The sequence below is a fragment of the Erythrobacter longus genome (genome assembly GCF_000715015.1).
GTDB classification, from domain to species: domain Bacteria; phylum Pseudomonadota; class Alphaproteobacteria; order Sphingomonadales; family Sphingomonadaceae; genus Erythrobacter; species Erythrobacter longus.
The window spans coordinates 62,641-82,941 of record NZ_JMIW01000006.1 but is presented as its reverse complement, the minus strand read 5'-3'; the positions used below and the strand labels follow the sequence as shown (position 1 = coordinate 82,941).

Annotated in this window: 23 protein-coding genes; 9 read left to right on the top strand and 14 right to left on the bottom strand. The window is 57.7% G+C overall.

The window, feature by feature from the left end; all coding sequences use genetic code 11:
- Both EH31_RS12600 and EH31_RS12595 read right to left on the bottom strand, forming a co-directional pair.
- On the bottom strand, positions 1–627 hold the full coding sequence (locus tag EH31_RS12600; RefSeq protein WP_034960843.1) for a hypothetical protein: 627 nt from the start codon (positions 625–627) through the stop codon (positions 1–3).
- Positions 624–1,181, bottom strand: a complete 558-nt coding sequence (locus EH31_RS12595; RefSeq protein WP_034960841.1) for a hypothetical protein — start codon at positions 1,179–1,181, stop codon at positions 624–626. The genes EH31_RS12600 and EH31_RS12595 overlap by 4 nt, the downstream gene beginning before the upstream one ends.
- 484 nt (positions 1,182–1,665) lie before the next feature.
- On the opposite strand from EH31_RS12595, the gene EH31_RS12590 reads away from it, so the two are divergent.
- The 3 genes from EH31_RS12590 (at position 1,666) to EH31_RS12580 (ending at position 5,108) form a co-directional block, all read left to right on the top strand.
- On the top strand, positions 1,666–1,938 hold the full coding sequence (locus EH31_RS12590; RefSeq protein WP_051699237.1) for a helix-turn-helix domain-containing protein: 273 nt from the start codon (positions 1,666–1,668) through the stop codon (positions 1,936–1,938).
- A 107-nt stretch (positions 1,939–2,045) separates the two neighbouring features.
- Positions 2,046–2,918, top strand: coding sequence for an archaetidylserine decarboxylase (gene asd / locus EH31_RS12585; protein ID WP_034961251.1), 873 nt, complete (start codon positions 2,046–2,048; stop codon positions 2,916–2,918).
- 237 nt (positions 2,919–3,155) lie between these two features.
- Entirely contained in the window at positions 3,156–5,108 is a 1,953-nt protein-coding gene (locus EH31_RS12580; protein WP_051699236.1) for a methyl-accepting chemotaxis protein, read from the top strand.
- Between the two features lie 269 nt (positions 5,109–5,377).
- Here the strand turns inward: EH31_RS12580 and EH31_RS12575 are convergent, their stop codons facing one another.
- Together EH31_RS12575 and EH31_RS12570 are read right to left on the bottom strand one after the other, a co-directional pair.
- Positions 5,378–7,786: a YbcC family protein gene (locus EH31_RS12575; RefSeq protein ID WP_051699279.1), complete on the bottom strand. Its 2,409-nt coding sequence runs from the start codon at positions 7,784–7,786 to the stop codon at positions 5,378–5,380.
- Positions 7,787–7,811: 25 nt separating this feature from the next.
- A complete protein-coding gene (locus EH31_RS12570) occupies positions 7,812–9,383 on the bottom strand; it encodes a proton-conducting transporter transmembrane domain-containing protein (protein ID WP_034960840.1) in 1,572 nt (523 codons plus the stop codon).
- 107 nt (positions 9,384–9,490) lie between these two features.
- On the opposite strand from EH31_RS12570, the gene EH31_RS12565 reads away from it, so the two are divergent.
- Both EH31_RS12565 and EH31_RS12560 read left to right on the top strand, forming a co-directional pair.
- Positions 9,491–10,354, top strand: a complete 864-nt coding sequence (locus tag EH31_RS12565; protein WP_034960838.1) for a LysR family transcriptional regulator — start codon at positions 9,491–9,493, stop codon at positions 10,352–10,354.
- Positions 10,355–10,402: 48 nt separating this feature from the next.
- Positions 10,403–11,155 carry a hypothetical protein gene (locus tag EH31_RS12560; protein WP_241765921.1) on the top strand — a complete coding sequence of 251 codons (753 nt, stop codon included), beginning with the start codon at positions 10,403–10,405 and terminating at the stop codon, positions 11,153–11,155.
- 25 nt (positions 11,156–11,180) lie between these two features.
- Here the strand turns inward: EH31_RS12560 and EH31_RS12555 are convergent, their stop codons facing one another.
- The 9 genes from EH31_RS12555 to leuC form a co-directional block, all read right to left on the bottom strand.
- Positions 11,181–12,020, bottom strand: a complete 840-nt coding sequence (locus tag EH31_RS12555; protein ID WP_034960836.1) for a phytanoyl-CoA dioxygenase family protein — start codon at positions 12,018–12,020, stop codon at positions 11,181–11,183.
- Between the two features lie 7 nt (positions 12,021–12,027).
- Positions 12,028–12,834, bottom strand: coding sequence for an NUDIX hydrolase (locus tag EH31_RS12550; protein ID WP_034961243.1), 807 nt, complete (start codon positions 12,832–12,834; stop codon positions 12,028–12,030).
- Positions 12,835–13,181: 347 nt separating this feature from the next.
- The gene (grxD, locus tag EH31_RS12545) at positions 13,182–13,514 is read right to left on the bottom strand and encodes a Grx4 family monothiol glutaredoxin (protein WP_034960834.1); all 333 of its coding nucleotides are present in this window, start codon (positions 13,512–13,514) and stop codon (positions 13,182–13,184) included.
- Positions 13,515–13,550: 36 nt separating this feature from the next.
- Positions 13,551–13,784 carry a BolA/IbaG family iron-sulfur metabolism protein gene (locus tag EH31_RS12540; RefSeq protein ID WP_034960831.1) on the bottom strand — a complete coding sequence of 78 codons (234 nt, stop codon included), beginning with the start codon at positions 13,782–13,784 and terminating at the stop codon, positions 13,551–13,553.
- Positions 13,785–13,789: 5 nt separating this feature from the next.
- Complete coding sequence (locus EH31_RS12535) at positions 13,790–14,113, bottom strand: DUF1476 domain-containing protein (protein WP_034960828.1); 324 nt, start codon at positions 14,111–14,113, stop codon at positions 13,790–13,792.
- Between the two features lie 78 nt (positions 14,114–14,191).
- Positions 14,192–15,190 carry an NADPH:quinone oxidoreductase family protein gene (locus tag EH31_RS12530; RefSeq protein ID WP_034960826.1) on the bottom strand — a complete coding sequence of 333 codons (999 nt, stop codon included), beginning with the start codon at positions 15,188–15,190 and terminating at the stop codon, positions 14,192–14,194.
- Positions 15,191–15,219: 29 nt separating this feature from the next.
- Positions 15,220–15,822, bottom strand: a complete 603-nt coding sequence (leuD, locus tag EH31_RS12525) for a 3-isopropylmalate dehydratase small subunit (RefSeq protein WP_034960824.1) — start codon at positions 15,820–15,822, stop codon at positions 15,220–15,222.
- A gap of 20 nt (positions 15,823–15,842) precedes the next feature.
- On the bottom strand, positions 15,843–16,073 hold the full coding sequence (locus tag EH31_RS17985) for a hypothetical protein (RefSeq protein ID WP_034960821.1): 231 nt from the start codon (positions 16,071–16,073) through the stop codon (positions 15,843–15,845).
- A gap of 91 nt (positions 16,074–16,164) precedes the next feature.
- Positions 16,165–17,592, bottom strand: coding sequence for a 3-isopropylmalate dehydratase large subunit (gene leuC, locus EH31_RS12515; RefSeq protein WP_034961242.1), 1,428 nt, complete (start codon positions 17,590–17,592; stop codon positions 16,165–16,167).
- Positions 17,593–17,717: 125 nt separating this feature from the next.
- Here leuC and EH31_RS12510 point away from each other — a divergent pair, with 125 nt between their 5' ends.
- Genes EH31_RS12510 through EH31_RS12495 form a run of 4 tightly spaced genes read left to right on the top strand, consistent with a single transcriptional unit; the run spans position 17,718 to position 19,943 of the window.
- Positions 17,718–18,116, top strand: coding sequence for an acyl-CoA thioesterase (locus EH31_RS12510; protein ID WP_034960819.1), 399 nt, complete (start codon positions 17,718–17,720; stop codon positions 18,114–18,116).
- A gap of 49 nt (positions 18,117–18,165) precedes the next feature.
- Positions 18,166–18,984 (top strand): fatty acid desaturase, encoded by an 819-nt coding sequence (locus tag EH31_RS12505; protein WP_241765920.1) that lies wholly within the window; start codon positions 18,166–18,168, stop codon positions 18,982–18,984.
- Entirely contained in the window at positions 18,981–19,517 is a 537-nt protein-coding gene (locus EH31_RS12500) for a sterol desaturase family protein (protein ID WP_034960817.1), read from the top strand. Before EH31_RS12505 ends, EH31_RS12500 begins: the two co-directional genes overlap by 4 nt.
- 24 nt (positions 19,518–19,541) lie before the next feature.
- Positions 19,542–19,943 (top strand): hypothetical protein, encoded by a 402-nt coding sequence (locus EH31_RS12495; protein ID WP_034960814.1) that lies wholly within the window; start codon positions 19,542–19,544, stop codon positions 19,941–19,943.
- 8 nt (positions 19,944–19,951) lie between these two features.
- Here EH31_RS12495 and EH31_RS12490 read toward each other — a convergent pair whose 3' ends face one another.
- Positions 19,952–20,299 carry a YbaN family protein gene (locus tag EH31_RS12490; RefSeq protein ID WP_034960812.1) on the bottom strand — a complete coding sequence of 116 codons (348 nt, stop codon included), beginning with the start codon at positions 20,297–20,299 and terminating at the stop codon, positions 19,952–19,954.
- Positions 20,300–20,301: the final 2 nt, after the last annotated feature.

Here is a 20,301-nt window from a genome sequence, read left to right as displayed (position 1 = left end):
TCAGTTCGTGCCGGCCTCCATGGACAGCACAGCGACATTGGCCGAGGAATTCCCCGTGCCACCGATGAGGCTGACTTGGACGATCCCGCTGCTGTCGCGGAACGCGCCCGGATCGATCCGGGCGATATGTTCCGACTTTGCGGGGCCGTCGCTTATGCTCAACGGTTCGGAGGAAGCGCGGGTCTGCGACAGGATCGCCGCCGATGCGACCCGCCCTTCCAATCCTGTTGTGATCATTGCGATATTGGCTTGTTGGTTGTTGGCGCCCGCCACGATATTGATTGCGGTTAAGCCGTGGCTGCCAGCAAAGGCATTCTCTGAAATTCTTGCTTCGTAGCGACGACCAGGCACTGGACCAGTGTTCTCACCAAGCTGAGAAATGGCTGCTGTATTTATCGCGACATCCCCTGTGGCGATTGATGCAATATTGGCCTGTTGGTTGCCGTCTCCGGCGGCAATGTTGAGGTGTCTTACACCTTCAAATCCGCCCACTTCGCTGTCGATGACGACATAATCACCAGGCTTGGCGGATGGCGTATCGCCTGTATCCTGCGCGACCGCCGGCCAGGCTTGAAAGAGTGCCAAGGTGCAGGCGGCATGGCCTACAAGGCGGGCGATACCAGTCATTGGCCGCCACCATTTGAACTACCGGCCGCGCCGATTGCGCGTGAAAGCGAGCCCAGCGCGCTGTTAACTGCCGCGTTTGCTGAACCAAGGCCTGATCCAATCGAGCTGGCAACGACTGACCCTCCTCCCGTTTCGGTAATGCCATTTGGCGACACCAATCCGTTTCGCTCCAGCGCACCGGATACCAAGGCGTTGGAGGAACGAGTTGCGGAAGCAATCTGCGAGAACTGGTCGATCCCATCGAGTGCTGACGAAGTAATCTGCGCAGCCTGAGCGTCATCAAGCTCGGATATCCCGAGTCTGATTGCACCCTCAAATGCCTGATTGGGGATCAGAGACACTTCGAGAATGTCGCCCGACCCAGTCGCTTGCGCTGGCCTGGTTGGCACTTCGCGAGTGATTAGCAGGCTTCCCGGAGATGGTTCACCACCGGCTTGCGCAGTTTGGGCTGCGAGGCTCATCGGCCAAGCGACCGAAACCAGCGCGGCGAAAATCGAAAGTCGGCCAGCTGCGCCAAGAGGACGCAGTTGATTGCTTCGCAGATTGCGATGCATGATCCCTCTCCCACTTTTTGGGGAAGGAACAACTGTCCCATCCCCCCATTGCGATAGAGAGAATGCATGAGCTGGAGAGGGAAAGCTATCCGAGCGAATCCCCTGAGCCTTGTTCCAAGGTCGAATCGCCGAGGTGATTCTATGTGAGCAAAAATCCCTACTGGAAAATACCCAGTGTACGTGAAGTCAGCAAAGGTTTCTCGCTACTGATTGATCGATATCAATGTTCTTCCAAAGATTTCCCGACCATAAAACAGCATCATAGGTCCAGACGCGCGCCGAACAGGAGTTCTCCTGCTTTTATTGGTAGCCGCGCCTACTGGTGTTGATGTATTGTAATATTTCTCGGGGGCGACTCGTCATTAGCCGATAACGGAAGTCTTGATCTTAGCGATACGCAATATCGAGATCAGAGATCGCCTGCTATACAATCACAATCCTTGGGTCTGCGATAGAGAAAGTCTTGCGGTAGGAGGAAAGACTTGTGATTATTGATGACGATGATGAACCCTTGCGTTTAACACTTCGCGAAACAGAGATTCTGCAGCTTGCTGCTCTCGGACTGACGACGAAGGAAATGGCTCAAAGGGCGGAGATTGCTCCAAGCACTGTGGAACGACACATTGAAAACACGCGCCTCAAGATGCGCGCCAAGAATCGCGTCCATATGATAAGCAAGGCGATAGCAGCCGGACTGTTGACTATCGAAGATAGCGAGAGCGCGACCGAGCAAGGGCCAAACACGCTGTCTGCCTGATTGCCCTTGCGCAAGATCATCTCCAACACAGTCAAAGGGTGTCTTTTCGCAAGGATATTGTATCGCGGTTCATCTCAACGGCTAAAGCATCATTCGAGGATGAAAAGATGGATCGCACGAAGGTGCTCTTGCAATACGCGCTTCCCAAGCGCCTGCTCACGGCAACTGCGGGCCGCTTTGCTCGGGCACATGGCGGGGTAATGACGACGCGGATGATACGCTGGTTCATCGGCAGATATGGCGTCGACATGACCGAGGCGCAAAACCCGGACATCCACAGTTACGCCAGCTTCAACGACTTCTTTACCCGGCCACTGAAGGCTGGCGCACGCCCGCTGGCTCCCTCTGATTTCATCTGCCCGGTAGACGGCGCGATTAGTCAGCTTGGCGCGATAGAGGATGGTCATATGGTCCAAGCCAAGGGACACCGCTTCACCGCCACTGACCTTATTGGCGGCGATCCTGAATTGGCCGAGCATTTTCGTGACGGCAGTTTTGCCAATATATATCTGTCGCCAAAAGACTATCACCGTATCCACATGCCGTGCGCTGGAAAGCTCAGGCAGATGACTTATGTTCCGGGGGCCTTGCTTTCGGTAAACCCGGTCACAGCGCGCGGTGTGCCGAACCTGTTTGCGCGCAACGAGCGTGTGGTGTGTATCTTCGAATCGCCAGAACACGGGCTTTTCGCGATGGTGCTGGTCGGTGCAACTATAGTCGGCAGCATGGCTACTGTGTGGCATGGCGTGGTCAATTCAAGCCGAAGCAATCAGGTTTCAAGCTGGGCCTACGATGATCACGATGTCGTGTTGAACAAGGGGGAGGAGATGGGACGGTTTCTCTTGGGTTCCACTGTGGTCATGCTGTTCGAGCAGGACACAATCGCATTCAACGAGGGTTGGGCGCCAGAACGTCCAGTGCGCTTAGGCGAGCGGATGGGCGAGCCGATGGGCGATCAGAAGGGTGATGGTCCGGTTTAACTCGACCTTTATGGCTGGCCTCCTAGAAGCGCGTGCGGCCCGGCCCAGAAGGTGTTGTCGCCGCTCAGTCCGCCTCGGGGCGCGACAAAGATCGACGTCGATCCCAGACCTCCCTTAACGCACAATCGGTGATTTTCCCTAGGCGAGATACCTAGCTGTTCAGAAGCAAGGCTTACTGAACAACTGACTATGACTTGTCCTCCCCAGACGTATTGCTCAAGCAAATGAGGAACAGGTGTGACGATCAATCAGGCAAGCCGCCGCTTAGGTACGGGTGTTATCGCGATCATGCTTTTGGCCGCTGTTGTAGCGGTGTTTGGCATCAACGAAATCAGGTTCGGCGGCGAAATGGATCGCCGTGATAGCCAGGTCAATGAATTCAAGGCGGACATTTTGCCTCCGCCCGAATATCTGGTCGAAAGCTATCTTGTAGCGAACCTGCTGGTGCGCGAACGGCGCAATTTCGATGATCATGTCACAACCCTTGCGCGGCTCAAAGGCGAGTGGCGCGAGCGTGCAGATTACTGGGCCGTTTCTGATCTTGATGATGAGTTAAAGTCGGGCATTGCCCAAACTGTAGCAACCGACGGCACCGCGTTCTGGCGCGAGATTGACCGTGGCCTGATCCCGGCGGTTCGAAGCGGCGATGAAAGCGCTGCGCAAGCTTCGCTTCGCCGCCTTGGAGAGCACTACGGCTCGCACCGGGAGACGATCGACGCATTGGTTATCGGTGCGGATGCGCTTTCGGATAACCTTGCTGAGAGCTCAAGTTCGACTGTGGCCTTGGTTAAAGTTATGCTTGGGCTCACGGGCCTCGCGATCCTCGCCACGATTATCGGCACTTTGTATGTGCTACGCAGGAAAGTGCTCACGCCTTTGGGCGAAACCGCTGAAACGATGGCGGCGATGGCTGCGGGAGATCTTGATGCAGGCATCCGATCCGAGCACCGCGAAGACGAAATTGGCACTATGACCCGCGCAATCGAAGTCTTCAGAAAAGGCAGCAAGCAGCAGGTCGAAGACGGCATCAAACAAGAAGAGGTGGTCGATGTGGTCTTCGCCGCTCTCCAGCGTCTTGCCAAAGGCGACCTGGCATTCCGAATGGTCAAAGAACTTGATCCAAAATACGAGGCGCTGCGCCATGGATACAACAATTCGGCCAAACAAGTCGAAGCGCTGATCGAACAGGTGCGTTTGTCGGTTGAAAACGTAAAGCAAGGCGCCAGCGAGATCAGTTTTGCTACCGATGACCTCTCCCAGCGTAATGAGACGCAAGCCGCCAGCCTTGAGGAAAGTGCGGCCGCAATGAACCAGGTGACCGAACTTGTGCGTCAAACGGCCAGCAACGCTTCTGAAGCGAAGCAGTCGATTGACGAAACCCACAAGGAGGCCCGCAAAGGCGGGGACGTGGTCAAGGATGCCGTCAAAGCGATGGATTCGATCGAGACCTCATCCAAAGAGATCACGCAGATCATCGATGTGATTGACGGGATCGCGTTTCAGACAAACTTGCTTGCTCTGAATGCCGGTGTTGAGGCGGCACGCGCTGGCGAGGCGGGCAAAGGTTTTGCTGTGGTTGCAACCGAAGTGCGCGCGCTGGCACAGCGCAGCGCCGAGGCCGCCAATGACATCAAACAGCTCATTTCTACTTCGACAAACCTCGTTGATGAAGGCGTGTCCCTGGTCGGCGAGACGGGAGTGCTGCTGGAAGGGATTGTCACGCGAATTGGCGAGGTTAACTCACAGATTCAGAAGATTGCCGACAGCGCCGAAGTCCAAGCGACCAATATCGAGCAAGTGAGCGGTGCAGTGAACAATATGGACAAAATGACCCAGCAAAACGCGGCCATGGTCGAAGAAACCGCGGCAACCGCGCGTAATCTGTCCGAGCAGGCGCAAGGGCTTGGTTCTTTGGTTCTCCAGTTCCGCACAGATCGGCGAAAATCCCCCCGCGATGGGCCGAATGCACAAGATGAGAGCGTGTATCTGGCGATGCGCAATTCTGGGAGGCAAGCCTCGCACCAATTGGTTCACGAGGCGCCTTCTGGTCGGGCAAGCGGACATCAAAACCGCCCGGCAAGCTCCACCCACTCAGCGCGCAAAGCGGCATCTCTTCCAGTCTCAGGCAATCTGGCGCTTAAGCCGGAATATGACAGCAAAGAAGACGATCAGGACTGGAGCGAATTCTAGGCTCAGGACCTATTAATCCCTCCATCGAGGCGCCGGAATGACGAACATATCGGGCGAAAGCGCGAAAATGGCCCCGTGCTGCGTCATAAAGGTTTGAAAGACCGCCGGTATTCCTGCACCTTTACTCCTTGCGCAAGGCCATTTTGCTTCAAACCTCGAAGGTGGGATTAATAGGTCCTGAGCCTAGGCGGCAAAGGCATAGTGGAAAGCGCTGGACATCAGGCTGTGCAGGCTTGGTGTCCAGCGCCTGTCCAGCGCACGGATCAAAGCTATTGCCCGGTGGTCCAGTTGAGATCGCCCGCATAACGATGCGACAGCTTTCCGCCTTCATCGATCAAAAGCAGGTGCAGCCAACGATTGTCGAAAAGCTCGCGAACTTGGGGGTGCTTTTCCAAAACGGCGGTGACGGCCGCGGCGGGTGCTTCGACACATACTGACAGCCTTAGCGGCTCATGGACCAGATTTTCGCCATCATGGACGGATTGCCACGAAAGCCCTGCGCGCATGTTGCCGCCATTGCCTTCGAACACGCCGATCCCGCCCACGACATTATGGAGCAGCTTGTTGCCAGCGCCAAATGCATCGGGGGCAACGCTTGACCCGTAATACTGCAGGCTGATCCAGCTCGCGACAACGACAGGTGCCGTCATGATAAGCTCAAGCACGGGAAAGCCATTGGCTTCGTCCTGGCGCCAATCGTAATCGTGCAGAAACGCCCGCCCTTGAAGCGCACGCCCGCTGGTGCGGTGGCGAGGGGCAGCGATAAAGGCCTTGCATCCGGCAAGTCCCCATTCCGGGCGAACTTCGGCCCAGTCGCGCGCGCGCCGGGCAATGTCAGAGGCATTTGCCGCGTGCGGCAATCGCGGCGCACGCTCTGCCCGTGCAAGAGCGCCCGCTGCATCAAGCCAACGGCGAACCTGTCCAAGATCAGCGGGGGCATTCTCCCCAAGGTCGCCGTCGTAAATCGTCACTTTGTCAGTGGTCGTATCGTGCAATGCACCGATGAAAACGGTGTCGCTGGGCACTTGAATGCCGCGCTCAGCAAGCCCGCTTCGAACTTGTGTGTCGTTCAAAAGCCCTGCGAGCAGGCGCGCGTTGACCTCGCCCGAATACCCGCCGCACGCACCGCAATGCAGCCCGCTGGCATGGGGGTTGTTGGTGACGTTTGCGCCATGCCCCGCGATCAGGACGACTGAGGCGAAATTGGTCGTCAGGGACATCGCGCGCAGGATCGTTTGCGCTGCGTCAATTCTGGCATCCAGAGACAATTCAGGATCAAGACGCGGTGCCGGTCCACCCGGCGCGTTCGTCCCTTTCAGGCCCATCGCATCGCGCAAAAGCTTCATAACGTAGACAGGTCCCGTCGCCTCGACAAAGGCGAAAGAGGAGACTGCCGCAAATTTGAAGCGCCCCCATGCCCGCTTTGCTCGCAGGCTAAAACGCGTGGCGCGGTCTTCATCTGCATCCGCGTGCGTGCCCGAAACGGTTGTCACCGATGGGTTAAGCAGCACCGGCAATCGGTGTTCCGCAATGTCAGAGGCAAAGCTGCGGTGCTCTGCGGCAAGGCCAAAGAACCCTGCAAAGCCAAGCGTCTGGATTGCAGGATCGGCACTCTCGAGCGCCCGGCGGAACACTTCGGAGCGAACGTCGATACAAAAGGCTGCTTGAAGCGCGGGACGCTCGGCGCTGGACGCAGTGCCCGTCTCAAGAAGGGTGGCGCTCAATTCCCGCTGCGCTGCGCGTTCGCAAGCTTCTTGGAGGATTTCGTCGATCACATCGTCCTGATCGGCGACTGATCTTGCGCCTGTATCTTGTGCATGGGCCGCGCGCACCGTGCCCCACTCCTCATCAATTGCGGCTCGGTTCTGGAGATAGAGCGCCTCTTCCCACACCAGACGAATGGCGAGCAGGTCAGACACCACGGCAGTGTTCGTTCCGGCAAGTTCGGCCTGCCATAGCTGATAACGGGCAAACTGTGCCCAACCGCCAAGCGAAAACAACATTTGATGGAAGAAGCCCGGCAGTGCTTGTGATGAAAGACCCAGCGTATCGACCGCGCGCATGATAAGCGCGTGCGGGTTCTGCGGGGCTTCGGCAACAAAGCGGGCAAAGCCTGAAAGCCCCATAATTTCCGGGGTCAGATCATGCATCGCATGGGTGCGCCACGCTGCCCAGGCCGAACGCCCAGCGATTGCAGGCCAGAGCGCTTGGCCCTGGTCGAAATGGCTGCTTGCCCATGTGCCGATTCGATCAGCGATAATGCACGGCCAGTCTGTGCCGTTCGCCCCGGCGGCCAGAGTGGCAATATCAGGCAAAGCGGCAGGATTTGACCGATCACTTTTGATCGAAGCGCGCAAAGCCTCCAGATTATCCGGCGTGTCTTTGTGTACCGATGAAAGCAGGGCCTGTGCCAAATCCGCCTCTGCAATCTCGCCGCTTTCAATCTTGTCGCGGTAATATGCGCGCGGCATTGTGACCGGTACGCCTGCAACAGAGCGCAGCTGCGCAGCGGTTTGAGCAAGGGTCTGACCCGTCTGCCCCAGAAAGGGGTTCACCGCGACAGAGGATGCGAGCGGCCACACGGGCGGGATCTGGCGCACGGCGTGTTCGATCGCTTCTTCGACGCTGGTGGCAAGAACAGCGGCGTCAAGCGGCGTGACTTTGGTCGGTGCGTTCATGGCAAGGGTGCTTTCTTGAAGGATTTCAACGGGGCGTGCGGGTTGACCAATTGCCAACCAACCGGTCGAACACGGCGTTCGCATATAGGCCGTTGGAAAGATGAACGCGCAGGCCAGCGGCGGCGGGATGGCCAGCCCAGCGCGGGAAAAACGCCTGCGCAACCGCGGTCAGCCCAAAGCTTGCCACCGCCAGAATGATGAGGGTCCATTCAAGTGCGCCGGGTGCCGGAGTATCTGGCAATGTGCCAGCCGTAAGCCACTCTGAACCACGCTGAAGAATGAAATAGCCCAGCGAGGTGAAGAGGGAATAGAGCGCGGTTTTGAATGTCAGTTCGCGCGGGGCCTTGTCGGCAAGCCCCTGAGCCAGCAGATAGGCAACCCCGAATACAAGGATCGCGCCAAGTCCGATGGCCTGCGGGCTTTTATCCGCAAGGCCAAAAAGGGCTCCGATGACGGCGTAAATGCCAAGTGCCAATGCGAAGGCCATGCCAACATTAAGCCCGCTTGGCACGGCGATGGGTCCGGGCCTGCGAATAGAGGTCACCACATCGACCGCAGAACCCGATGAAAGGAACGCGTGCGCCTTGTAAAAAGAGTGCGCAACAATATGGAGCAGCGCAAGTGGGAACAGTGCCAGACCACACTGCATGATCATGAAACCCATCTGCGCAATGGTTGACCATGCGAGCGAGTTTTTAACCGCCGACTGGCTGAGCATGGCAAGCCCGCCCAGCAGCGCGCTAAAGCCGCCGACCATCACCAGAACGGCGAGCACTCCGGGGGACAATAGCATCACATCGGCAAAACGTATGAGCAAGAAGCCGCCGCCGTTCACAACGCCTGCGTGCAGCAGCGCGGATACGGGCGTGGGTGTATCGACCACTTCCGTCAGCCAGCCGTGCATAGGGAATTGAACCGATTTGAGGACCGCTGCTATCGCCAGCAATGCCGCCGCGCCCACGACCGCGCCAGATCCTGCACCTGCACCAGCATTGGCGCGGGCATCGGCAAGGATGCTTCCAAGGTCAACCGTGCCAAAGCTTGCCCACAACAAGGCAATCGCGCCAAGCAGAGCGATATCGCTGGCGCGTGCGACGATGAACTTCTTGCGCGCGCCGCGAACCGCTTGAAGCCGCTCTGGATAGAACAAAAGCAAGCGGTGAAGGCAAAGGCTGATCCCGACCCATGACAATGCAAGGTGGACAAGATTGCCCGCCAGAACAAACAGCAAAACTGCCGCAAGCGTTGCACACATCCAGCCGATGAACGCGCCCTGCCGCTCCTCACCATCAAGATAGGTTGCAGAATACCGCAGCACGACCCAGCCGATGACCGAGATCATCGTGAGCATTGTGACGCTTACCGTGTCGAGCCGTGCTGACAATCCGATCTCGCCAAAACCCAAGACTTGCGAGGTCATCGGTCCACCAAAAATCAACTGCGCGATGCTGGCAAAGGAGACGGCGATGGCTGTCAGGGCGGCTGCTTGAGCTGCGCGCAAGAGCCACGCCGGGCGTTGACCTGGACTAAACGGCGCAAGAATTGCGACCAATGCAATCAGGAGTGGCGCTGCAAACGGCAAGAGGGGATGGATCATGGGGGCTCCGCAAGGGTCGGATTAAGACGTGAGGAGCCGGATAGGCGGATCAGAAAATTAATAAAAATACATTGTTCATTACATTATGTTCTGTTTTAACGAACGATATGAATGAGCTCAATTATCACCATCTGCGTTACTTTCAGGCGGTCGCGGTTGAGGGAAACCTGACGCGCGCTGCGGCTCACCTCAATGTGTCGCAATCCGCCGTTTCAACGCAGATTCGCCTGCTGGAAGAGCGGCTGGGTCAGCAATTGTTCGAACGGCGTGGCCGCGCGTTGCTGCTAACAGAGGCGGGGCGTATCGCGCTGGATTATGCCAATTCGATCTTCGCAAGCGGTGATGAATTGATCGCCACCCTTCAGGCAAGTGGCCAACAGCGCAAAGCTTTGCGGGTGGGGTCCCTTGCAACGCTGTCACGCAACTTTCAGTTGAAGTTTCTGCGCCCGCTATTGGGAAGGCCCGATGTCGAGGTTATCTTGCGCTCTGGCAGCGAGGGCGAATTGTTCGGCGCGCTTGCCGACCTTCATCTCGACCTTGTGCTCACCAATCAGCAACCGCCCGCTGACAGATTGACCCATTATGTGGTCCGCGCGCTTGATGAACAACCGATCAGCCTGATCGCGACGCCCGCTCTTGCGACTGGCGATCTCAGCCTGAAACAGCGGCTAAGCCAATATCCGGTAGTCCTGACGACGACGGGCTCTGCGCTCAGGATCGGGTTTGATGCTTTGACGGACCGGCTGGGGATCAAGCCTCAGATTGCAGCGGAAGTGGATGACATGGCGATGATGCGATTGCTTGCCCGCGAAGGCGTGGGCTTGGCCCCGCTTCCCCCGATTGTGGTCCGCGATGAGCTTGCGCGCGGTGAACTTATCGAATGCGCGCAATTGCCCAGTATCACCGAGAGTTTTTACGGCGTTACGGTCGAGCGCAAATTCCCCAATCCGCTGCTGGAGCTTTTGATCTAGATGCGGGTCTTGTTCGACAATCCTTTGCCGATAGAGGAAGGTGCTCGCATGAAGCTTTCTCATCCTTTTGATCCACCGCGCTGGCCTTTTCTTGGCTGGTCGACGGCGGCCATCGCGGGGGTTGCTGCGCCGCTGATCGTTCTTTGGGTTTTGGCGCAAGCCGGGGCGCAAGCGGGGGCGCAACTGGGGGCGGGGGCGAATGCGGAGGTGTCTTATGAAGGAGCCATTGCACCTGCGTTGGCGCCGCTCCTTTCGCTTGGCATGATGGGGGTCGGCATGATTGGGGCGGCCGTGACGGGACGATTATGGGTGGGCACAGCGCTGGCCGCTGCAAATGCTGCTTTTCTTGCTATCCTGGCCATCGCCCTTGGGCTGATTTCAGCGCCTTTTTCCGCGGCTGCAATGATAACCGTGATCGCCGCTGTTTCGATCGCCGGTTTCAGCTTTTCGGCGCGAGGCGCGCTTTTCACCCGCAGCGCATCTCCGCTCGGCTGGTTGGTCGCAGTGGGCGTTGTTGCAGGCGAGGCGGCGATTTTGGTCACCGCCTTTGTCCGACCGGGCGCCTTGCCGGACTGGCTCCTTGCTCTGCTGCCCGCGCAATGGGCCAGTATCGCCCTGCAATCGGCCCTTGGCGGCAATTTCACCGCGCAGGCCTTCGCTGCAATGGCGGCGCTCTTGGGAACTGCTGCGGCAACCTTGCTCGTCACCTATTTATGGCCGCGCCGATGGACCTATTCGATCATGTTTACAACATGGCTCGCCTTGTCTGCGCTTGTATGGTCGTCGGCTGGCCTGGCCTGATCGCCCAAGCCGAAACCCATCGCGGCTATTCAAAACCGCGCACGGGAAAATCTGGCGAGCGCTGGATCCAATTCAGCTTTGAATAGTCGCACGCGCCGTCGGTCACATGGAGCGTAAAGGCATGACGCGGTTTATCGGACCGGTTGGGCGGGCTGTAATGCGGCAAAAGACCATGGAAAAGCACCAGCGTCCCCGCTTTCACCTCAAGCGGCATCGCGCACATATCATCTGGCCAAGGGTCATCGGACAGATCATCCATCTGCGTGGCCCCATCTTTCAGGCAAAACCTTTGCCGCAAAGGGGTATCGATGCCATCCTTGCTGACCCAAAGGCAGCCATTTTCAATCGTCGCATCATCGATCGCAAACCAGAATGTGAGCACGGAAATGGGAGTGGTGTAGAAAAACGTCGCGTCCTGGTGCCAATGCACCTCGCCCCCGATGCGCGGCTGTTTGAAAATATACATCGACTGCCAGATTTGTGGGGTCTTTTGACCCAACGCCTTGGCCACTGCGCCGCATTTGGGATCGCGTGAGAAACGTGCAAACACCGGATCAAGATCGTGCATCGCATGACCGATCTTATTGATAGATAACGCCTTTTCCTGAGCCAGCTGGCCATCGGCATCAAACGCTTCTTCCTCGAAAAAGCACCGCACCTTATCGCCAGAGGTCAGGAAATAATCATCGCGCGGGCGCGTTTCTTCCTTGGTCGTAAAGATCGACCTTTGCCCTTCTGCGTCAAAATCATCGATGATCGCCCCGGCGGCTTTGCGCAATTCTTCAAGCTCTTCGCGCGGCTTGAAATCTTCCAGCACGATATAGCCTTGCTTCTTGAATGCCTGAATATCGTGTTCGCTCAGCATTAGCGATTTATCCTCGTGCCACTGTTTCAAGCAGCTCAGCGGTCACAGGGTATCCCGCATCCTGCATGATCGTCAGCATCGGCTGCGGACCGCTGGCGTCGATTTTGGGGATGATGGTTTTGACCGGAATGGCCTCTGCCTGCGCGCGTGCTTCTTCAAAGCTTGCAAACAGGGCAAGGCGTTCAAGATTGCGTCTGGTTGGGAAGATCAACTTGATTTCCCCGTGCGCCGCCATATCAATTGCACCTTGTGCGCTGACCCAGAAAAGCCGCGTGTTTTCAGCCTCATCGGTGGAGACATCCACGTCGCCTGTGCCAAGGTTGGCAAGGTAGAACCGGGTGTCATAAACGCGCGGGATGTTCTCATTCTTGGGATACCAGCGGGCAAACGGCACGATCTGATCAAGGTCGAGCTCCCAATCAAATGCCTTGAGCACAGGCGCCAGAGTCTTTGTTTCGTCAAGCATGGCCCGCGCTTGTCTGGCGCGCGCGGCGTCAATTTCACCCTTCAGACCCAAGGCAAGGCCGGTTTCTTCAAGCGTTTCTCTGACCGCTGCAACCTGGTGCCCGGCTTCGTCAGCGGTCATTGCGCCGCCGCTTGCGGCTGCGACCTCTTCGCCAAGTGCAAAGTCCGCCTCATCGACGCGTCCTCCGGGGAAGACGGCCATCCCGCTCGCAAAGGTCATATTGCGCGAGCGAACCGTCATCAAAATCTCTGGCGCGCGCCCGTCCGGGCAATTGCGAAAGATGATGATGGTGGCAGCTGGAATGCCGTTTGGGGATTGTGAAGGTGAGTTGGAAGATTCGTCTGTCATCATACGCGATGATGCAGGCTTGGCGCTCACTTGCCAAGACCATCTGCCCGCAGACGGTGTGATCTTGGTGGATGTTTGTCGGAAAACCTTACAAGTCGATTTGGGTTAACGAAGGGGTAACCATCGTATGGCGCACAAATCCTCGAAATCGCGTTTTTGGCACGGGGGATGCATATGTTACATCGAAGAATGTGGTCTTCGAGTTGAGGCGATCCCTTCCTGGTCTCTGGGTATCGCCTCCCCGTTTTAAAAAGCCGTCTCGCATTTACCCGGTGCGAGGCGGTTTTTTGTTGGGCGGGTGTATTTGGGCGAAGAGGCGGATGCGTCTTCGCAAGGAAAGAAGCTTCTTACCCTTCGATCTTGGCGACCTTGTTGTCGTCCAACATCTGTTGAAGCTCGCCGGCTTCAAACATTTCCATCATGATGTCGCTGCCACCGACGAATTCGCCTTTGACGTAAAGCTGCGGGATGGTGGGCCACTCTGAATAGGTCTTGATGCCCTGGCGGATTTCCATGTCCTGCAGCACATCGACGCTTTCATATTGGACGCCGCAATGATCGAGGATCGCGACGGCGCGGCTGGAAAAGCCACATTGCGGGAAAAGCGGTGTGCCCTTCATGAAGAGAACCACATCGTTCTCACCAACAACAGAAGCGATACGGGTGTCAGCATCAGACATTACAAAGAACCTTCAAAAATCTCGTGTTATGTTTGGTTATTTGGGAACAACCGTGGTCACTTGCAAGGCGTGCAGTTCACCGCCCATTTTATCGCCAAAGGCGGCATAGACCATCTTGTGCTGTTGCACCCGGCTTTTGCCAGCAAACTGAGGCGCTGTGACCTTGGCGGCCCAATGGTCGTCATCGCCCGCCAGATCGGTAAGCTCGACTATGGCGCCGGGAAGGGCAGCTATGATCGCTGCCTCGATTTCATGTCCGGGCATGGGCATGAAGCTTAGCTCTGGCTCATGAATTGGCGCTTGGCCTCGATAGCCATTTCTTCAAGCTTTGCGCGGATGTCCGCCTCGGTGATGTCGGTCTCAGCAGCGGTAAGGTCACCCAAAAGCTTGCGGATGACGTCTTCATCGCCTGCTTCTTCAAAGTCAGCTTGAACGACAGCCTTTTTATAGGCTTCGGTTTCTTCTGCGGTCAGCTTCATTTCGCCCGCTGCCCATTCGCCCAGAAGGCGGTTGCGGCGCGCGGCGATCTTGAAGGCGTTTTCTTCGTCCATCGCGAATTTGGCTTCTTCGGCGCGTTCACGGTCTTTAAAATCGGTCATTGGGCAGGTCCCTTTGGAAAGTGTAGTCTTGAGCCAGATAGAGCGGAGGGGCGCAGGTCGCAAGCGCCTCCCCGACTATCAATCCATCGTCACGACGACCTTACCCACGGCCTCGCGCGCCTCAAGCTTGGCAATTGCCTCGCCTGCGCGTTCAAGCGGGAAGGTTTCGGAGACAAGCGGGTCGATCTTGCCTTCTTTCATAAGGGCAAAGAGTTCTTGCACCTGTTCAACGAATTTCGCTGGCTCGCGCGCGGTGAATGCGCCCCAGAATACGCCGCAAACATCGCAGGATTTAAGGAGCGTGAGGTTCAGCGGAAGCTTGGGAATGCCAGCCGGGAAGCCGACAACAAGGAACTTACCCTCCCACGCGATAGAACGCAGCGCGGGCTCTGAATATTGGCCGCCGACAATGTCATAAACGATGTTGGCGCCGGTTGGGCCACACGCCGCCTTGAACGCATTGGCCAATTCCTTGGAAGCCGCCTTGTCCATTTCATCGCGCGGGTAGATCACAACATCGTCTGCGCCTGCGTTCCGGGCAACCTCGGCCTTCGCTTCGGAGGAAACTGCGGCAATCACCCTTGCACCATACGCCTTGGCAAGCTCTACGGCCGAGAGGCCAACGCCGCCTGCTGCGCCAAGGATGAGGACGACGTCGCCTTCCTTGATGTGTCCTCGGTCTTTGAAACCGTGGATGGTTGTGCCGTAAGTCATCAAAAGCGATGCCGCTTTTTCGAAAGGCACACCGTCTGGGATCGGGAACAAGCGGTTCGCCGCCACGATGGCCTTTTCGCGAAGACCGCCATTGCCAAGCATACCGATCACGCGGTCGCCGGGCTTCCAGTTGGTGACGCCTTCGCCAACGCTTTCCACCACGCCCGCAATCTCGCCGCCGGGGGAATAGGGGCGCTCTGGCTTAAACTGATACAGATCGCGGATCATCAAAGTGTCCGGATAGTTGATCGCGCAGGCCTTCACATCGACCAGCACTTCGCCTTTGCTTGGGCTGGGTGTGTCGATTTCGTCAAGCTTCAGCGTTTCCGGTCCGCCCACTTCATGGGTCTGGATGGCTTTCATTTTGTGTTCTCTCCCTGAGTTATCCGGCGTCAGGCGGCGTTGGTACCCGCCATGACCCAGTTTTGTGTGTTGGTGCGTCGCTCTTCATAGGTGCCGATGGATGCACTGCTTTCAAGCGTCAGCGAAACCTCGTCTAGCCCGCCAAGCAGGCAATGCTTGCGAAACGGATCGATTTCGAAGGTGAAGCGGTCCTGGAATTGGGTGGTGACGGTCTGCGCTTCGAGGTCGATGCAAATCTCATCCCCGCCGCGCGCGACTTCCATCAATCGGTCCACGGCTTTCTGAGGCAGGACCACGGGCAGAATGCCGTTTTTCACCGCATTGCCAGAGAAAATGTCGGAATAGCTGGGCGCAATCACAGCGCGAATGCCAAGGTCGCCAATGGCCCATGCGGCGTGCTCGCGGCTCGACCCGCAACCGAAATTGTCGCCTGCGATAAGGATGGGCGCACCCTTGTTCTCGGGCGCATCAAAGACGTTGCCGGGGTCTTCGCGCAAGGTCTCGAAAGCTCCTTCACCAAGCCCTTCGCGGGTGATGGTTTTAAGCCATTTGGCAGGGATGATGATGTCGGTGTCGACATTCTTCGCGCCGAAGGGAATAGCGCGGCCTTCGACCTTCGAGAGGGGCTGCATGGGCATATCCTTTGCGCCGATCAGTCGGTTTCGGGCGGCTCGCCGGAAGGCGCTGTGTCGGCTTGGCCTTCGCCAATCGCACTATCCTTGGGCTTATTGCGGAACCGCTTGCCAGCATAGAGCAGCGCCGCCGCAATCGCAGCAGAACCGATAGTGGCAGCAGCGCCGATGGCGGCTTTGCGCCCGTTTGAGGATTTACCCTCTTCAGGCTTCGCGTCGGTGTTTTCGGGGGGAGGGGTTTTGTCTGTCATAATACTCACATGAGCCGCCCTTGCGCTGTTTGCAAGAGAGCATCTCTCGTCTTGTCCCATTTTTATCAGCGATGGGGGATATTTGGCCTCCCTACATCTCCCTCACATCCGCCAGCCGCCCCTTGACCGCTGCGGCTGCGGCCATGGCGGGGGAGACGAGGTGGGTGCGTGCGCCGGGGCCTTGGCGGCCTACGAAGTTGCGGTTGCTGGTCGAGGCACAGCGTTCGCCGGCGGGTACCTTGTCGGGGTTCATGCCCAGACACGCCGAACACCCCGGCTCGCGCCATTCAAAGCCTGCTTCGATGAAGACCTTATCGAGCCCTTCATCCTCAGCTTGTCGCTTCACAAGGCCAGAGCCCGGTACAACGATGGCCCAACGCACATTGTCCGCTTTGCGCTTGCCTTTGAGCACTTCAGCCGCGGCGCGCAGATCTTCGATCCGGCTGTTGGTGCATGACCCGATAAAGATGTTTTCAACCGGAATCTCGGTGAGAGGCGTGCCGGGGCTTAGCCCCATGTACTCAAGGCTTTTGGCCGCCGCTGCCTGCTTGTTTGCGTCGGCAAAACTGTCCGGCGCTGGCACCACGCCAGTGATGGGCAGGACATCCTCGGGGCTGGTGCCCCAAGTGACGCTTGGCGCGATTTCGGCAGCGTTGATCTCTACGCTTTTGTCGAAGACCGCGCCTTCATCGGTGTGCAATGTCTTCCAATAGGCAAGCGCCGCATCCCACGCCTCACCCCTCGGAGCCATCGGGCGGCCTTTGAGGTACGCAAAGGTGGTTTCATCAGGCGCAATCAGCCCGGCTCGCGCGCCGCCTTCGATGCTCATGTTGCAGACAGTCAGCCGTTCTTCGACGCTCATCGCATCGAACACGTCGCCGCGATATTCGATCACATGGCCTGTGCCGCCAGCTGCTCCGATCACACCGATGATGTGCATGACGACATCCTTGGCCGTGACGCCGGGGCCGACATTGCCTGTGACGCGAACTTCCATCGACTTGGATTGCTGAAGCAGCAGCGTTTGCGTGGCGAGCACGTGCTCGACCTCGCTCGTACCGATCCCGAACGCAAGCGCGCCAAGGCCGCCGTGCGAGGCGGTGTGCGAGTCGCCACAGACAATCGTGGTGCCGGGAAGCGAGAAGCCTTGTTCCGGGCCGACCACGTGGACAATGCCCTGTTCCGCATCCGCATCGCCGATGTAGCGGATGCCAAATTCGGGCGCGTTCTTTTCGAGCGCTGCCAATTGCGCGGCGCTTTGCGGGTCTTCAATCGCGATCTTGCTGCCATTTGCATCGCGGCGCGCGGTCGTTGGCAAATTGTGATCGGGCACCGCCAAAGTCAGCTCGGGACGGCGCACATTGCGACCCGCCAGACGCAGTGCCTCGAACGCCTGCGGGCTGGTCACTTCATGGACCAGATGCCGGTCGATATAGATGATCGCGGTGCCATCATCGCGGGTTTCGACGACATGGTCGTCCCAGATTTTTTGATACAGGGTGCGAGGGGTGCTGGACATGAAGGGGGTCTCTTGTTTCTCTTTGTCACAGCCGATAGCCGCCATAAGACCACACTTGCAAGATTAGGTGCATTTGCGGGCACAATTGCGCTGGAAATTTCACAAGGCTGTGCTAACTGACAATAATGTCAGCAACCCCGTTCCAGTTTCCGATCAAAGTCCTCCCCGAAGACATCGACTTTATGGGGCACGTAAACAACGCGCGTTACCTCAATTGGGTGCAGGATGCGGTGCTGGCCCATTGGCAAAAGGTTGCGCCCGCTGAAGAGGTGGCCGCCAAGGCGTGGGTCGCGTTGAAGCACGAGATCACGTATCGCAAACCGGCGTTTCTCGACGATGCCGTGATCGCGCAAACGGTGCTCGAACGCTACAATGGCGCGCGGGCATTTTACCGCACGGTGATCAGCCGGGGCGAAGATGTGCTCGCCGAAGTGCAATCGAGCTGGTGCTGCATCGATGCCGAGACACTGCGCCCCGCGCGCATTGGCGAACATTTGCGCGAGTTCTTTTTCGCCGAAGATTGATTGATCTTCGGCTTTGCGCGGATGGCCCCATGCGCCTATACGAAGCTAAATGCTCTCTCCCAGCGTATCTTCCGGCATGACGCCCGCATCCCTTTCTCTGCCCTCGCAAACCGTCCAAGGTGTTGTGGGATTGGCGCTTGCCGCGCTGATCGCAGGCGGGTGGCTGGGTATCCACGCCTATGCGATGTTCGTGTTCGAGCTAAGCTGGCAAAACCTGCCATTTGCGATTGGTATGGCGATTGTCCAATGCTGGCTGTCGGTGGGTGTGTTTATCGTATGCCATGACGCGATGCACGGAACGCTTGTGCCCTCGCGCCCCAAGCTTGGCGGAGCAATCGCGACAGTGCTCCTGTTGCTTTACGCAGGGTTCGGGTGGAAAAACCTGCGCGATGCGCACCACACGCACCACCGGCTTGCGGGTCATGCGGGCGATCCCGATTTTGACGAAGACAACCCTGCGCACTTTGCCAAGTGGTATTGGACTTTCTTCAAGCGCTATTTCGGTTGGCAATCGCTCTTGTTCGTGCACACGGTTGTGGGGATTTACTGGCTTATCATCGGCATTCCGATGGTGCAGATCGTGCTGCTTTACGGTGCGCCAGCGCTGCTTTCCTCCTTGCAGCTGTTTTACTTTGGCACCTACCGTCCCCATGCCCACATTGATGGCAAATCTTTTGCCGACGATCACAATGCGCGAAGCGATGGTTTTGGAACTCTGGCAAGCCTCGCCACCTGTTTTCATTTCGGCTATCATCTGGAACATCACCGCAGGCCCGATGTGCCGTGGTGGGCGCTTCCGGCTGCGCGTAAAGCCGGGATTGGAAATATGCCCGACAACAAGGCTGTAAAGGAGCAGGCCTCGGTATGACTTGGCTCGAAGCCATCGCAGTAACGCTTGGCGCGCTCGTCTTTATGGAGTTTTTTGCGTGGTGGGCGCACAAATACATCATGCACGGATGGGGCTGGGGATGGCACCGCGACCATCACGAACCGCACACCAACACCTTTGAAAAGAACGACCTCTACGCCACCGTTTTCGGCACGATCAACGCGTCGATGTATATCTTCGGATCGCTCTATTGGGAGTGGCTTTGGTGGGCAGCGCTTGGCGTGAACCTGTATGGTGTCATCTATGCGATTGTGCACGATGGCCTTGTTCACCAACGCTTTTTCAAATGGGTCCCCAAGAAAGGCTATGCCAAGCGTTTGGTGCAGGCCCACAAGCTGCACCATGCGACCATCGGTAAAGAGGGCGGCGTAAGCTTTGGCTTTGTCATTGCCCGCGATCCGGCCAAGCTTAAGGCTGAGCTGAAAAAGCAGGCCAAGGCGGGCGTTGCGGTGGTGCGCGATAGCGCCAGCGCGCGCGAGGATGCGGCCAACCGGATCACGACCCTGAATTGACCCTTGGACATCCCTTTCCCGCAAATGACCGATGATACTCTGGACCTGACTGGCACTTGGGATGGGACGTTTTCCTACAAAGAAGTTCGCGGCGGACCCAAGACACCGTTTCTGGCGACGATTAATGAGACCAGCGGCCTATTTTCGGGAACAGTGACCGAGCCTCACCGGATCGGAAGCAGGACGATGCAGGCGATCATTCACGGATCAAGACAGGGGCATCGCGTCAGTTTCTCAAAGGATTACGAGGCAGTCGACCATTCTTACCAGTCAACGGTGCAATATCGCGGGACGATGAGCGGCGATGGGCAAGTCATCAGCGGGGTATGGAATATTGGGTCGTGGTCGGGTGTCTTCGAGATGACCCGTTCCCAAGGAGCCGTCGAAGCGGTGGAACAAAAGGTCGGCGTTGAAGCGGAGCTTTAGCCTCTCACCTACTCAGCGCGTGTTGCGATCCAGCCGCCGATAATCACCAAAGCACCAACCGAAATCCAAACCCACGGGTGACCAAGGGTAATTCCGGTAAAGACAACGCCTGCGACCAATGTCGCAATCGCGCTGATCTTGGCTTTTCGCGAAATTGCTCTTCGCTCGCGCCAGTCCATGATTTGCGGGCCCCAGGTTGGGTGCTCGATGATTTTGCGCTCCCATTCTTCATTGCTGCGCGCAAAGCAGAAGGCAGCAAGCAAGAGGAAGGGAACGGTCGGCACAATCGGCAGAACCGCGCCGATTGCGCCAAGCGCGGTGCTGACGATCCCGCCCGCGAGGTAGAGGCCTCGCAAGC

Coding starts and splice junctions, on each gene's coding strand:
- grxD (WP_034960834.1), bottom strand. CDS start 13,514: ATGTCTGATGCTGACACCCGTATCGCTTCTGTTGTTGGTGAGAACGAT.
- EH31_RS17985 (WP_034960821.1), bottom strand. CDS start 16,073: ATGACAGACAAAACCCCTCCCCCCGAAAACACCGACGCGAAGCCTGAA.
- EH31_RS12510 (WP_034960819.1), top strand. CDS start 17,718: ATGTCAGCAACCCCGTTCCAGTTTCCGATCAAAGTCCTCCCCGAAGAC.
- EH31_RS12535 (WP_034960828.1), bottom strand. CDS start 14,113: ATGACCGATTTTAAAGACCGTGAACGCGCCGAAGAAGCCAAATTCGCG.
- EH31_RS12530 (WP_034960826.1), bottom strand. CDS start 15,190: ATGAAAGCCATCCAGACCCATGAAGTGGGCGGACCGGAAACGCTGAAG.
- EH31_RS12595 (WP_034960841.1), bottom strand. CDS start 1,181: ATGCATCGCAATCTGCGAAGCAATCAACTGCGTCCTCTTGGCGCAGCT.
- EH31_RS12555 (WP_034960836.1), bottom strand. CDS start 12,020: ATGCTGAGCGAACACGATATTCAGGCATTCAAGAAGCAAGGCTATATC.
- leuD (WP_034960824.1), bottom strand. CDS start 15,822: ATGCAGCCCCTCTCGAAGGTCGAAGGCCGCGCTATTCCCTTCGGCGCG.
- EH31_RS12495 (WP_034960814.1), top strand. CDS start 19,542: ATGACCGATGATACTCTGGACCTGACTGGCACTTGGGATGGGACGTTT.
- EH31_RS12500 (WP_034960817.1), top strand. CDS start 18,981: ATGACTTGGCTCGAAGCCATCGCAGTAACGCTTGGCGCGCTCGTCTTT.
- EH31_RS12540 (WP_034960831.1), bottom strand. CDS start 13,784: ATGCCCATGCCCGGACATGAAATCGAGGCAGCGATCATAGCTGCCCTT.
- EH31_RS12550 (WP_034961243.1), bottom strand. CDS start 12,834: ATGACAGACGAATCTTCCAACTCACCTTCACAATCCCCAAACGGCATT.
- EH31_RS12565 (WP_034960838.1), top strand. CDS start 9,491: ATGAATGAGCTCAATTATCACCATCTGCGTTACTTTCAGGCGGTCGCG.
- EH31_RS12570 (WP_034960840.1), bottom strand. CDS start 9,383: ATGATCCATCCCCTCTTGCCGTTTGCAGCGCCACTCCTGATTGCATTG.
- EH31_RS12560 (WP_241765921.1), top strand. CDS start 10,403: ATGAAGCTTTCTCATCCTTTTGATCCACCGCGCTGGCCTTTTCTTGGC.
- EH31_RS12575 (WP_051699279.1), bottom strand. CDS start 7,786: ATGAACGCACCGACCAAAGTCACGCCGCTTGACGCCGCTGTTCTTGCC.
- asd (WP_034961251.1), top strand. CDS start 2,046: ATGGATCGCACGAAGGTGCTCTTGCAATACGCGCTTCCCAAGCGCCTG.
- EH31_RS12600 (WP_034960843.1), bottom strand. CDS start 627: ATGACTGGTATCGCCCGCCTTGTAGGCCATGCCGCCTGCACCTTGGCA.
- leuC (WP_034961242.1), bottom strand. CDS start 17,592: ATGTCCAGCACCCCTCGCACCCTGTATCAAAAAATCTGGGACGACCAT.
- EH31_RS12505 (WP_241765920.1), top strand. CDS start 18,166: ATGCTCTCTCCCAGCGTATCTTCCGGCATGACGCCCGCATCCCTTTCT.